The sequence below is a fragment of the Brachyspira catarrhinii genome, from assembly GCF_005518285.1.
Taxonomy (GTDB): domain Bacteria; phylum Spirochaetota; class Brachyspiria; order Brachyspirales; family Brachyspiraceae; genus Brachyspira; species Brachyspira catarrhinii.
In genome coordinates this window covers 1-13,372 of record NZ_SJDU01000019.1, presented here as the reverse complement: position 1 = coordinate 13,372, position 13,372 = coordinate 1, and the positions used below count along the sequence as shown (strand labels likewise).

Here is a 13,372-nt window from a genome sequence, read left to right as displayed (position 1 = left end):
TTGCTTTGCTTTGCTTTGCTTTGCTTAACGAAATTATAGTATGCTAATTTATAGTGTTTAATCATAATTAATTTTTCCATTATTTATTAAATTTACATTAAATATAACATGAATTAAAAAATATGTCAATAGTTTCAATTACTAAAAATTTTATACTATAACATACCGATATAAAAACCAATAATGCGAAAACGAACCCATTAAAACGAATATGTGAAAAATATCATGAGTGAATTGTTTAGCTTTGTCGTTGAATTTTTTTCCAAGCGCGTATAAAAAAGCTCCTATCGTGTAAAATATTCCGCCCCAGATTAGCCAATTCAATTTCAATATTTCAAATTCTCTCATCAAAGGCTTAAACGCAAAAACTATAATCCATCCCATCGAAATATATAAAATTATTGTGAGTATAGGACTTTTATAAATAAGAATCGTATTCGATATGACGCCCAAAATTGCGCAAGTCCATATTACAGCCAAAATCAAAAGTCCAATATTTCTTGGAAGAGAAAAAACGCATAAAGGAGTATAAGTCGCCGCTATAAAAATATAAATGCTTATGTGGTCGAATTTGCGAAAAATATTTTTAGCTTTTCCGTTCGGCAGAAAATGATACAGAGAACTGAAAGTATAAAGAAGAATTATTCCAACTCCGTAAATTATCACGGGAATAACGGCATTTTTATTATTAACCTTCACAAGCATAAGAACGAAGCCCGCAATCGCAAGCAAAGCGCCCGCTCCATGCGAAAGCGCAGAATAAAGCTCCCCTATTCTATTTTTCTTTATTTTACTCTTATTTAAAATTTTTGTATTTTTTAAATTATCTTTATCGCATAAAATACTATTTTCCATTTTTATTTTCTCCAAAAAATTTATTAATTTAAACTGATTTTAAGACAAATAATAAAATATTTAAAAAAAATTGGAATAAAAAGAAATAACTATTTTTATAAAATTTCTACTAATTTTTATAGGATATTATAACTATATTTTAAATTATTTCGCCAATAGTATAAATATTATTCCAATCCAAATCGTCTTTTGTCGGCAGAGGATAAGAATTCCAATCGGCGCTTGAAATCGGAGTCCATTCGTTTCCGTTAAAATTTCCGTTATTTTCAAACCATGAATTTAATTTGTTTTTATAATCTTCAGAATAATCTTTTGCTACATATAAAATATTATTTTTTAATATCAATCCTATAACGACATAAATATTTTTATTCTTAAAATTATTTTCAAAATATGCAGCGGGTTTTGTGGGATTATATAATTTTTTAGACAAATCGAATTCGTAAAAATTCAAATTAGGCAAAGTTTTGATTATATAGCTTTTTAAAGTCGTTTTGTTATAATAAAATGCTCTCTCGTTTTCGACTTCAAATAGTTTATATTTTATCGCCATAGAATAATAACCGTAAATAAATATATTCAAATCGGCTTTACCGCCAAATCTATAAATATTTTCGTAATCGTCCGCAACGGTTTTATTTTTAATATTCTCAATCCAAATTTTAGAATCGCTATTTTTCAAATCGATTTTCGGAGTCGTTAAACATGAAAAGAAAAAAAACGATATAGGAATTAATAAAAATAATCTCATAAAATAAAAATCTAATTAATTAATTTTATCAATATGATATAACATAAAAAATATTTATCAATAAAAGATTATAAAAGTTTTTGGATTATTTATTATAATTTTATTTTTTCATTTTTGTAAATATAATCAATTTCTTCTCCTTTATAATTTTTGCATAAAAATATATGGTAGTTGTCCAAAAATTTGATTTTTCCGCTTAATTTTTTAATTCTATAAAACCTTCCCATAGCCTTGTGTCTGAACAATGAGCGCAAGCTCCTTTTTTAGGACATTCTAAAAGCAATTCTTTTCTAAAATTAATGGCTTTTTCTCCCATAAAAATATCGAAAACGGAATGCGTTTCTATATTTCCAAGTATATAATTTTTACTATTTTCGTCATCGCTTCTAATATTACAACATAAAGTATAGTTAGCGTCATAATCTACAACTATTTGAAAATTAGGCAAAAAACATTTTTCAATTCTATTAATAATATTTACATTATCATTTAATATTCCGCCCCTGTCTGTTCCATGTTTTTCAAGGTCGTATGCTCTATATTCTATATCCATATTTTTATATTCTAATTTTAATCCATAATAATCTTCTGTATTTTGAACTACGGAGTAATTTAAATTTAATTTATTCAATAATTTTTGCATCCCGGGCTTTATTATATTTTCTATATCAAAAGGTATGTTTTTATCGTTTCCATTATAGTAATATGATATTCCCATTGCATTTACGCCGATACTTTCTAAAATTTTTAAGTAATCTAATGTAAGATAATCTCCATTTGTAACTATGTAAATATAAGCTTGCGGCAAATATTCTCTCGCTTGTTTAATTCTTTTTATTAACAATTCTTTATTATATAAAGGTTCGTTGTATCTATGCAAATATATATAGTTTGAATAATTTACTTCTCTTAATTCGTTTAATAATTTTAAAAATAAATCTTCTTTTAATTCTATATTGCAACTGTTTCTATCTATTATTGAATTTGGACAAAACCAACATTTTCTATTGCAAAATGATGATATTCCTATTTCAACTAATTGAACATTTTCTTTAAAAACTCTTTTTTTATAATAATTATCTTCGTTATAAGTTGTTAATTCGTTTATTCTTCTAATTTTTTCTGAATTTATTATATAATTATTAATTTTAGTATTTAATATATTTAAATTATTTTTAATTCGTTGGGATTGGCGTAATTTATATTTTTGATATTATTAACTTCATTATTCAAATTATCCGTTATATTAAGCAATTCGTTTATTTTATTATTAACGGTATAATTATTTATTAATAATTTGCGAATATTATTTCTTAAATTTCTAAAAGGTATCCACCAAACTATATCGTCTATAAGTTTTTTATCTTGATTATTCATAATATTTTATTCTTAAATAGTTAACATATTGCTATTTATCGGAACATGCATCCGAAATTTCGTTAAATATACCCTCAAAAAACAAAAAAGTCAATAGTATATTATCTTAATATTCAAAAATTTATATATTTTTCAATAATAACTTTATATATATTTATAAGATTATTGATATAAATATAGTTATTTTATACAAATCTATATAATTTCATATTTTTGATGTTCCGATAAATAGCAATATGTTAACTAAATAAATACGAATATATTTGATATGTTATTTATTTTCAAAAATTCTATTCTTAACGGCTATAATTAATTAAAAAAATAAATAAACTTCATTTTTTACAAATATAATATATAATAATTATCAAAAGTCTATTTTATACTTTAATATTCCGAAAATATAAAAAGCGGAATTGTATTTTATAATTTTTATTAGGAAAAATATGCCGAATAATCTAAATAATATAGAAGAAACTACGGAAACTATAGAACCGAAAAAAGCCTTAAAGAAAAAAGTTTTGGTTAAATCGAAAGATAAAGTTAAAGATTTGGATTTGTCTAATTACGGTTATAGAACTCAAGCGAGAATTTACGCCGTTATGTCTCTATACGCTTACGAAATGAATAAAGGCGAGATGAATATCGAAGATGTTTTATATTTCGATTACGATGATAAAAATATAAACGATTCGGTAAAAAAATTTGCAAAAGAGCTTATCGAAGGAACTATAAATAATTTGGAAAGAATTGACGGAATCATTGAAAAATATTCTAAAAATTGGGATATAAAGAGAATACAATATGTGGATAAATCTATTTTAAGAATGTCAATTTATAGTTTAATCTACTTGAAAGAAAAAATATCCAAACCTATAATTATAAACGAAGCGGTAGAGATAGCGAAAATATTCGGGGATAAAGATTCTTATAAATTTATTAACGGGATTTTAGATGGCATACAAGAAGAAGACATATTATAAAAAATTGTCAAAATACAAAAAATTAAAAACCGTTGTTTTTATTCTATGCATCGGAGCTTTAGGAGTTATATCAATAGTTTCTTTGAATATAGCGATAGTTCAAGGAAAAATAAGATTAAATCCAAAAATCATAGACGAATATACTTTAGCCGAAGAATATTACAATAATAAAGATTACGCAAAAGCGAAAGCTATTCTAAAAAAAGAAATCAGCTCGACTATCGACCCAAAAAAAGAATATGACGCGAATATACTTCTTGGAAAAATTTATAACGAAACGGGAGATTATATAAACGCTATTAATTTATTTAACAATATGACTAATTCTTTATATTTAGACGAAAGATTAAAATATAACTTGGCAATATCCTATTTGAAAAGCGAAATGCCAGAGCAGGCTTTATATTATTTGGAACAAACTTTAACCGTAAACTCGAATTATATCCCTACCCTACTCACATTAGGACAATTTTATATGGATAGAGATTTGCCTCGTTTGGCTAAAGGTTATTACGAAAGAGTTTTAAGATTGGAAGAAAATGACGAAGCTATGTTTTATGTCGGAATAATAGCGTTAAACGAAGGATTGCAAACGGTAGCTTACGACACTTTAAATAAATTAGTGCGAACGAGCAAAGGAGAATACGCCGATAAAGCTGCAAATATTTTGGGCGACTTTTATGTAATATCGGGAGACACCGACAGCGCTATAGAAATGTATTTAAAAAGTTTGGCTAATTCAAAAATGCAATCGGATTCGGCAGGCAGACTCGTTAGAGTTTATCAGCAGACGGAAGATTACGATTCTATAAAAAAAGTTTACGAGCAAATTTTGGAACAGAATCCTTACGATGTCGAAACTATTTTATCTCTCGGAGAATTATACGAAAAAGAAAACGCTTACGATAAGGCGATTAAATATTATTTGAGATTGACTAAAATTAAAAATTATGAAAATACTTACGAAGCGGTGGGAATGCTTGCGAACGCGTATTATAAAGGAGCTATGTTAAAAGAAGCGGAAGCGAATTATAAAAAAATATTGATAGTCGATAAAAAAGATGATTTATATATAACGGCTTTGGAAAGACTCGGAGATATAACTTACAGAAAAAAATCTTATTTCGAATCTTTGAAATATTATCAGCAAGTTTTTGCAATTGAAACGAATAATTTAATATTTATGCCGAGACTCGGAGAATTGGAATTATATTACGGAAATTCGGACAGAGGAATCAGACTCCTTGAAAACTCTATTAAAGAAGGAATCGGAAACGCGTTCCCGAGCAGAACTTTAGCAATTTATTACGAATCGATAGGAAACAATAACGAAGCGGTAAATTACTACGATTATACTTTGGCAAAATATCCTAAAGACAGAGAAAGCATATACAGAGGCGGAATTCTTTATCATAAAACTCGATATTACGATAAGGCGAAAGAATCTCTTTTGATTGCGGCAAACGATGAAAATAATACTACTTTAGTGAGAGAAACTGCATGGGTAACTTTATGCTCTATGATGGAAGAAATATCTTCTTATAATGACGCGTCAGTTTATTATAGGCAGTTGGTAGAAATGTCTCCAAAAGTTGAAAATTATAAACTTTACGGAGCGTTTTCATACAGAAGACTTCAATATAACGATGCAATTTACGCCTACAACGAAGCTTTAAATATAGCAACCGATAAAAAAGATATGTTTGAAATAAATTTGGCTTTGGGAAAATGCTATTTCAGAATGAACGAACTCGACAACGCCGAAGAAAGCTACAAAAGCGCGTTGAGTTATAACGGCGGAGATTCGCAGGCAAAAGAAGGTTTAAAGCAAGTTATGTCAAAAAAACAATTGATTTATAACAGATAAAATAATTAATATTTTTACTTTAATTTTTATTTTCAGCCTCTCTCAATATTTCAAATATTGCGGCGCTATTATTCGCTCTCGCTATATCAATAGGGTATTTTCTATCGTTATTTCTTATTTTAGTGTTCGCTCCTTTCAATACCAACTCTCCGACAATATCTATATTTCCCGAAATAACCGCCAAATGTAAAGCCGTGTTTCCTACTTTATTTTGAATATCTAAACTCGGATTTTTATCCAATAATAATTTGATTACCGAAAGTTGAGAATTTAACGCCGCCGTATGCAATGCCGTGTTTCCGTTAATATCGGTTGCGTTTATATCCGCGTTTCTTGAAAGCAAAATTCTAACGACATTATCAAGCCCCAATCTTGAAGCCGTCATTAAAGGAGTGCCAGCCCACGAATCTCCATCCGTATTATTAATATTAGCTCCGTTTTCGATTAAAATTTGAAGCAAATCCATATTGTTTTCAGATATAGCCCATCCGATTAAATTGACGCCGCCATAAGGCATTAAACTATTTACATTTGCTCCGTTTGTAACTAATAATTTTACCAAATCCATATCTCCCGTTTCAATTGCAATATTAAAAGGAGTAAATCCGTCTTCGTCCGCATAATTAATATTCGCTTTATTATCTATTAATAATTTCATCATATCGATTCTGCTTTCTACTATCGGGCTTTTAATTGCGAGCAATAATTCGCCTTTAATTTTCGCGTCATTTGAAAGTAATAATTTTGCGATTTCAATATCTCCGTTATTTACCGCATAACTTAAAGCGCTCCATCCTTCAAAATCTACCGCGTTTACATTAGCTCCGTTTTCAATAAGTATTTTTGCCGTTTCCAAATAAGAATTTCCAACCGCTATAATCAAAGGAGTTTTTCCGTCCAAATAATCGTTTATAAGATTTTTATCAGCTTTGCTTATAATCGTTTCCATTATTTTTGCGCTGTTTTCCGCAGATTTTTCAAGCGCTTCTAAATCTACGGGAAATTTATCGTTTGAATTATTGAATTTAGAACCAGCAGCAGCCGTTATAATATTTCCGTAAACATCGGTTTCTCCCGCTTTTTCTATACTCGCTCCTTTTTCCAAAAAATATTCAACCAATTTAGGATTCAAATTTAAAACCGCATCGTATAAAACGCTCATTCCGTTTATGCTTGTATAATCTACATCCGAACCTTTTTCAACCAAATATTTAATAATATTTTCATCGCCGTTTTCTATCGCGTAACTTAAAATAGAAGGCTCTCTTTTCAAATCGAAATTATTATTCAAAAGAATTTTTATCATATTTAGATTTTTATTTTTAACCGCGCAATAGATTGGATATTTGTCCGTTTCTCCCGCGTAAGAACCGTAAATATTCGCTTTTCCTTCTTTAATCAGAAGTTCGACAATTTTCGGTTTATTTTCTTCTATCGCCAATACGAGAGGAGTAGTTCCGTCAAAAGTTGCAATTTCAACATTGGCGTTATTTTCTATAAAAAATTTAACCGCTTTAATATTGTTATTTTTTATCGCTTGATACAATCCGCCTATATCTTCTTCGCCCGTTTGATTTATATCTTTTCCGTAATTTAAAACTAATTCTTTGATTACTTTATCTCCGAACCTTTTGGCGTAAATTTCCGCATCGTAGACTTCGTAATTTTCAGCCATTTTATTTAAATTCGATTTTCCATAGGCAAATAAAAATATTCCTATAAATAATCCTGCTCCGATTAGAAGAACCGATATTATTGCGGCGGCGATTACTCCTACTTTAAAAACAAATTTTTTATTTTCGGTATTCATTTTTACCTCGTTCAATTATTTTTATTCAATTTAAGACAATTAATATAACATATTTTATATAAAAAACAAATATATTATTTTACCGTAAAATTTGTTAATAGGCATACTTGAAATAATATAATTTAAATATATCATAATACGATTAAATATATTATTAATTAGCGGGGAATAAAATTGATAAGACATTCGAGACCCACAATAAGAAAAAAAGATTTGGAAAGCGCCTTAAAAGTAATGATTAGCGACAATTTAGCTACGGGCGATATTATAAAAGAATTTGAAAAAACATTTGCAAATTATTTTGGAAAAGGTTTTTCGGCAATATTTGTAAGCAGCGGAACGAGCGCTTTGGAAATTACATTAAGATATTTAAACATTGGCGAAGGAGACGAAGTTATAATGTCTTCTTTCTTGAACGCCTCTCCTCTTCAAACCGTTGTAAATCTGAAAGCGAAACCGATTTTAATAGATATTGACGAAGACAGTTTTCAAATATCGATGGACAATGTAATCGAAGCTATAAACGAAAAAACGAAAGCTATTATTGTCTCTCATATGTTCGGAAATTGCGCTTTGATAGACGAACTTGCCGATATTAAAGTTCCCGTTATCGAGGACGCTTCTCATAGTTTGGGCGGAAAATACAGAAATATACTTTTGGGAAGTTTCGGAGATTTCGCGTATTTTTCTTTATCGGCGACTCGAATGATAACTTCTGGAGGCGCGGGCGGAATGATACTTACGAAAAAAAAGGGAATGGACGCGATAAGAGATATTATTCATTACGATAAAAAAGAAAATTTTATTTCCAGATTCAATTATTGCGCGACAGATTTGCAAGCTTCTATTGGAATGGAAGAGTTTAAACATCTTGAAAGGATGATTGAAGTGAGAAAAGATATTGCCTCGTTTTACGATTCGGCGATTTTGGAAAGTAAATTAAGCAAATTTTCAATGCATGACTCCGAAGAGCCTTCTTATTATAGATATGTTTGTATGTTAAACGGAGAGATGAATATTTACGATACGATTTCTATGTTTGAAAGGCATAAAGTCGAAGTGGCAAAACCTATATTTAAGCCTTTGCATCAATATTTGAATCTGCCGAAAGAAGATTTTCCGAATACCGAAAGAGCTTACTTGAAAAGCGTTTCTCTGCCGATATATCCGACTTTGCAAAAAAACGAAGCGGATTTAATATGCAAGCTAATAAAACAAATAAGATAAGTTATATTATTCTAAAAGTTATTAGAGCGTTCATGTCCGCGTAAAGATTTTTTCTAAAAGCGGGATGACTTATATATTCTCCGATTCTTAAATTCGCTTCCATATAAATTCTATTCAATAATTCCCATTCCAAATGAGCGTAAGCTCCGATTGACTGCCATAATTGTTTCGTATTATTCATATAAGCGAGCATATAATTTAGCCCGACAGACATCGGATATAAATTCGCTATAAGCAAAGTATCCAATTTATAGGAAATGTCGTTTTTGTCTCTTATAAGTAGCAAATCGTAATCCAAATGATATTTTCCGTTTTTGATATAAGCGTATTTAAAAGTTAGTCCCGCTTGAATAACAATTCCTCTTCCTTCAAACAAATTTTTAAAAAGTTCAACTTTGAATGTCGGCGTAATTTCCGCTTCGAGAGAAATATTTTCCGTTTTATTAGCGCTTTCTATATCGTTCGAGGAAAAAGATTGATTTGCATTTTCAAAATTGACAAATCCTCTTTTTCCGAAAGTATAATAATTCAAAAACGATAATTTTGCGTTTATATTGACATATTCTATAATCGAAGCGTCCGCAAAAACCGTGAGTTTATTATTTTCCGCAGTCATATAATCGCTTATTCCGACATCCGTTCTTATTCCCTGCCAAATATAACCTGGAAAAACATCCGAAATAAATCTGTAAAATAAAGTCAATTGTCCGCCTCCGTCAAGATAAGGCGAAAAATTTCCTTTTAGTTCCGCTCCGATATAAAGCCCCGATTGAATATTAGTTTGAGCGATTAACGAATTAAATATTAAAGAATTAAATATTATGATAAATACAATTACAAATTTTATTAACTTCATTTATAAAATATAAAAAACAAAAACGCTATAATTATAATTCGGACTAATTATAATAAAGCTTTATTATTTATCGGGATATAATAATTTATAATCTCTTTCCCTACCCGCTTTAAGATAATCTTCTGGAATAACTTTCCAATTATTAAGTTTTTCAACCGTCACGCTATTCGTTTGCTCCTCGAACCATTTAATCATATAAAATCTTAAATCTTTATCGGTAGATTTGATAACCAAATCCATATTTTGTAAAGTTTTCAAATCTATTTTAGCTCCCTGCGTCAAATGTCCGCCTCCGCCGCTTCCTCTATAAGAATTAATTGCCACTTTATATTCTTTATTCAAATCGAAAGGAGAACCGTCCGACATAGAAATTATATTCACTCTCTCTCCGTAGCCCTTTCTAACATCTACCGTATAATTCAAACCGCCCATGCTTTCGTAATTATAAGTTTGAGTTAAAGTGTCGTAAGAATTATATCTATTATTGAAAATCAAATTTCCGTTAGCGTCTTTTTTGAAATATATCAAATGGTCGTTTATATTAGTCATTAGATTAAACCACCTACAATAAGAATATTCCATAACATCTTTGATTTGCTTTCCCGTTAATTTCATTACATAAAAGAAATTCTCATAAGGATACAAATTAAACATATCTCTCACTTTTACTTTTCCGATATTCAAAACGGCGTCTTTGCTTAAAGGAGCCGCAAATGAAATATCCGCTTTTTCGCCAAGTTCTTTTTCCGCTATTTCAAATTGCAAATCATGAATAAAGCTTAAAAAATAACTGTCGCCAAATATCGCCTCGTCCGAAGTTAATTTTGTGTTTAGCTCTCCAATATCCCTGTCTACCCAAGTTTTAATTTTTTCTTTATCATTATTAAATTTTTCCAAAAATTCTTTATCCGCTTCATATTGCGAAGGGTCGATTAATTCTCCGTTAAAATCAATATTCCATTTTTTAGCGTCTTTATCGTAAATCATTTTAACATCAACGGAAGCGATTGAGCGAGCGGCATTAACTCCTCCGTATATCGGGATAATTTTTCCGCTCGGACTTTTTACATCTTTTGTTTTTTGTTTTGTAGTTTCATCGTAGCCTTTTCCGTTCCAGCCTTGATGGTCATGCCCCACAAATATTATATCGAAACCTTCCACTTCTTCGGCAACCAACTGACTCGCGTTTTCGTTTTTATATTTTTCTTTATCTTCCGTATAATTAGCTCCCGAATGAAAGAGTCCGACAATCATATCGGGTTTTTCTTTTTCTTTTATGATTTCAATCCATTTTTTAGCGCATTCTACCATATCTTCGGCAATTATTCCTTCGTATAAAATTTTTGGAAGTTGTCTTTCTATCGCTGGTTCAATCATTCCTAAAATTGCAATTTTTACTCCGTTTTTCTTTATAATCGTATAAGGTTTGAAATAAGGCTCTTTAGTTTTTTCGTTTATCAAATTTGCGACTATCACTTGAGCTTTTATTTCTTTTACAATTTTATCGTAAACATTATGCCCCGTTTCAATATCATGATTTCCCATAGTCACGACATCGTAATTCATATAATTTAAAACTTCCGCCCATATATGTTTTTCGTTTGTGGCTATAAAATTATAATAATAAACGGTAGGCTGTCCTTGAAGGGTATCTCCGTTATCGAGGAGTAAAACCGTTTTCCCTTCGCTTTTTAATTTTTTAATATAAGAACAAATATTAGCCATCGAAGTATTTTCTTCTTTATCGGTAATAAAATTATATGGAAAAATCATCCCATGAATATCCGTAGTTTCGACTATGGTAAAATTAACTTCGCCTTTCGGCTTGCATGAAAATAAAGATAAACTTGAAAAAATACTAAACATTAATAAAAAACCTTTCTTCATAAAATAAACCTCTATATTTATTTTATTAATATTATAACATTATTAAAGAATTAAATAAAATATCTTTATTCAATCTTCAAAACATTTTTTATAATTTCGATATTATTAATTATAAAATAAATAGCGTTAAAAATATATAGCGAAGTCAAACAAATAAGAAATATAAAAAATATTCTTTTGAAAATAGTTTTCGATTTGCTTTCTTTGTCTTTTTCCCAAAAGAGTTCCACTATATCTTTTTTTCTTTTCTTTTTTTTATTCTTAAAAACTTTCCTAAATATTGCGGACAATATCAAATACAATAAACAAATCGCTATAACAAAATTAGCTATCAAATAAAAAGTTATTATCTGTTCTTTATCGTTCAAATTAACAATATTCAATTTTTAATTCCTTTTTAAGTTTAAGAATATTTTATAATATTTTTTAAATTATACAAATATTTTGTCATTGCGAGCGAGTGCGCGAAAGCGAGCATTTTGCCAAACGAACGAAGTAATCCACTATTAATAAAGCTAAATTTTAAAATCAAATTTTATTTAGTTTGGATTACTTCGCTTCCTTTCAATCACTCGTAATGTGATAGAGCGCACACTTTGTCATTGCGAGCCGTTGCAAAGGCGCACTGCGTGAGGCGTGGCAATCTAAATTAGAATAGATTACTTCGGCTATCGCCTCGTAATGACGATGAATATTTATAAATCTAATCATTTAATTTATATTTATACCAATAAGAAGAACCAACATGTTTTTGCATGATTTCTTTTATTCCTCTTAAATCGAATGTAGCCAATATTTCGTCAGTATCTGTATTCTTTAATATTGCGGATTGTCCATTATAAAGCATTTTGGTTAATACGGTAGACCTACGAGATGGCACTTTTATATAATAATCTTCCAAATCATCAGAATGAAAATGGCAATTTATATTATTACCTTCATTATCCGTTATGATTAAAACCAAATCGTCCTCTTTTTTTATTTTATAACTTATATGAATTGTAACCACAGAAAAACCTGTCCCATCTACATTAACACCTATCCCTACATAGGCTTCGTTCGTATCATCGTAAGTTATAAAAGTAGTTACGGGATAATCCCCTCCAGTTGTATAATCAGTGCCGACTTCCCATTTTGCGAAAACTACCACAGAAAAAATTAAAAATAAAAATATAATCTTTTTCATTTTATAACTCCTTAATTTTATTCGTTTATTTTATTTTTTATATCATTATACGCTTTTTGAAATGTATTTGCAAAACTTTTGCTAACATCCAAATTTTTAAATCCTCCGCTGTTTTCAATCCTTATTGCCGTCAAAGTTCCAATATCGTTATTAATTCTTGCAGCGGCGTTTATTGTATAACTATTTATAGGAACTGAAACTCCCCAATAACTATTAAAAGAATAACTTGAATAATAACTAGAAACGGAAGGCATATCGTTAATATAATTAAGATTTACAAAAGTGTCATCGTTAAATCTTAAAACTATTTTATCGCCTTTTGAAACTGTAAAAGCTTCGTATTTTACATATTGCGCTTCTAAAGTTATAACTGCAGGATTTTTGGTTGCAGTAAATCTAAATTCAATATCTCCAACGCTCATATAAGAAGTTTGATAATGATAAGACTTTTCGCCGTAAAAATCATCTTCAACCATTTTAACATTCACGGCGCAAGATATTAATAACAAAACGGACAAAGCCAAGAATAATTTTTTTAATTTTCTCATCACGCTTAATAATTTTTTTAATTTTCTT

Annotated in this window: 13 protein-coding genes; 3 read left to right on the top strand and 10 right to left on the bottom strand. The window is 29.2% G+C overall.

The genetic code is table 11. From position 1 onward, the window contains the following. Window positions 1-150: 150 nt before the first annotated feature. From trhA to EZH24_RS01480, 4 genes are all read right to left on the bottom strand, one after another. The gene (gene trhA, locus EZH24_RS01495) at window positions 151-855 is read right to left on the bottom strand and encodes a PAQR family membrane homeostasis protein TrhA (protein ID WP_137997369.1); all 705 of its coding nucleotides are present in this window, start codon (window positions 853-855) and stop codon (window positions 151-153) included. Window positions 856-994: 139 nt separating this feature from the next. Continuing rightward, window positions 995-1,606, bottom strand: coding sequence for a hypothetical protein (locus EZH24_RS01490; protein ID WP_137997368.1), 612 nt, complete (start codon window positions 1,604-1,606; stop codon window positions 995-997). A gap of 196 nt (window positions 1,607-1,802) precedes the next feature. Beyond that, window positions 1,803-2,630: a radical SAM/SPASM domain-containing protein gene (locus EZH24_RS01485; protein ID WP_336596085.1), complete on the bottom strand. Its 828-nt coding sequence runs from the start codon at window positions 2,628-2,630 to the stop codon at window positions 1,803-1,805. A gap of 140 nt (window positions 2,631-2,770) precedes the next feature. Then, entirely contained in the window at window positions 2,771-2,983 is a 213-nt protein-coding gene (locus EZH24_RS01480) for a hypothetical protein (RefSeq protein ID WP_137997366.1), read from the bottom strand. A gap of 443 nt (window positions 2,984-3,426) precedes the next feature. Here EZH24_RS01480 and nusB point away from each other — a divergent pair, with 443 nt between their 5' ends. Continuing rightward, a complete protein-coding gene (nusB, locus tag EZH24_RS01475; RefSeq protein WP_137997365.1) occupies window positions 3,427-3,963 on the top strand; it encodes a transcription antitermination factor NusB in 537 nt (178 codons plus the stop codon). Further along, the gene (locus EZH24_RS01470) at window positions 3,935-5,830 is read left to right on the top strand and encodes a tetratricopeptide repeat protein (protein ID WP_137997364.1); all 1,896 of its coding nucleotides are present in this window, start codon (window positions 3,935-3,937) and stop codon (window positions 5,828-5,830) included. The genes nusB and EZH24_RS01470 overlap by 29 nt, the downstream gene beginning before the upstream one ends. A gap of 19 nt (window positions 5,831-5,849) precedes the next feature. Here EZH24_RS01470 and EZH24_RS01465 read toward each other — a convergent pair whose 3' ends face one another. Beyond that, window positions 5,850-7,640 carry an ankyrin repeat domain-containing protein gene (locus EZH24_RS01465; RefSeq protein ID WP_137997363.1) on the bottom strand — a complete coding sequence of 597 codons (1,791 nt, stop codon included), beginning with the start codon at window positions 7,638-7,640 and terminating at the stop codon, window positions 5,850-5,852. A gap of 174 nt (window positions 7,641-7,814) precedes the next feature. Between EZH24_RS01465 and EZH24_RS01460 the strand changes: the two genes are divergently transcribed. Continuing rightward, window positions 7,815-8,867, top strand: coding sequence for a DegT/DnrJ/EryC1/StrS family aminotransferase (locus EZH24_RS01460; RefSeq protein ID WP_137997362.1), 1,053 nt, complete (start codon window positions 7,815-7,817; stop codon window positions 8,865-8,867). 1 nt (window position 8,868) lies between these two features. Here the strand turns inward: EZH24_RS01460 and EZH24_RS01455 are convergent, their stop codons facing one another. The 5 genes from EZH24_RS01455 to EZH24_RS01435 form a co-directional block, all read right to left on the bottom strand. Further along, window positions 8,869-9,723, bottom strand: a complete 855-nt coding sequence (locus tag EZH24_RS01455) for a toxin A (protein ID WP_137997361.1) — start codon at window positions 9,721-9,723, stop codon at window positions 8,869-8,871. A 63-nt stretch (window positions 9,724-9,786) separates the two neighbouring features. Next, on the bottom strand, window positions 9,787-11,610 hold the full coding sequence (locus EZH24_RS01450; protein WP_137997360.1) for a bifunctional metallophosphatase/5'-nucleotidase: 1,824 nt from the start codon (window positions 11,608-11,610) through the stop codon (window positions 9,787-9,789). A gap of 65 nt (window positions 11,611-11,675) precedes the next feature. Next, complete coding sequence (locus tag EZH24_RS01445; protein ID WP_137997359.1) at window positions 11,676-11,993, bottom strand: hypothetical protein; 318 nt, start codon at window positions 11,991-11,993, stop codon at window positions 11,676-11,678. Between the two features lie 320 nt (window positions 11,994-12,313). Further along, entirely contained in the window at window positions 12,314-12,796 is a 483-nt protein-coding gene (locus EZH24_RS01440; protein WP_137997358.1) for a hypothetical protein, read from the bottom strand. Window positions 12,797-12,813: 17 nt separating this feature from the next. Beyond that, window positions 12,814-13,372, bottom strand: a 559-nt coding sequence (locus EZH24_RS01435; RefSeq protein WP_236847030.1) for a hypothetical protein, incomplete at its 5' end; no start/stop codon positions are given.

Bases quoted from the DNA above. Each gene is read 5' to 3' on its own strand.
- EZH24_RS01480 (WP_137997366.1), bottom strand. From the start codon at position 2,983: ATGAATAATCAAGATAAAAAACTTATAGACGATATAGTTTGGTGGATA.
- EZH24_RS01440 (WP_137997358.1), bottom strand. From the start codon at position 12,796: ATGAAAAAGATTATATTTTTATTTTTAATTTTTTCTGTGGTAGTTTTC.
- trhA (WP_137997369.1), bottom strand. From the start codon at position 855: ATGGAAAATAGTATTTTATGCGATAAAGATAATTTAAAAAATACAAAA.
- EZH24_RS01465 (WP_137997363.1), bottom strand. From the start codon at position 7,640: ATGAATACCGAAAATAAAAAATTTGTTTTTAAAGTAGGAGTAATCGCC.
- EZH24_RS01470 (WP_137997364.1), top strand. From the start codon at position 3,935: ATGGCATACAAGAAGAAGACATATTATAAAAAATTGTCAAAATACAAA.
- EZH24_RS01490 (WP_137997368.1), bottom strand. From the start codon at position 1,606: ATGAGATTATTTTTATTAATTCCTATATCGTTTTTTTTCTTTTCATGT.
- EZH24_RS01450 (WP_137997360.1), bottom strand. From the start codon at position 11,610: ATGAAGAAAGGTTTTTTATTAATGTTTAGTATTTTTTCAAGTTTATCT.
- EZH24_RS01455 (WP_137997361.1), bottom strand. From the start codon at position 9,723: ATGAAGTTAATAAAATTTGTAATTGTATTTATCATAATATTTAATTCT.
- nusB (WP_137997365.1), top strand. From the start codon at position 3,427: ATGCCGAATAATCTAAATAATATAGAAGAAACTACGGAAACTATAGAA.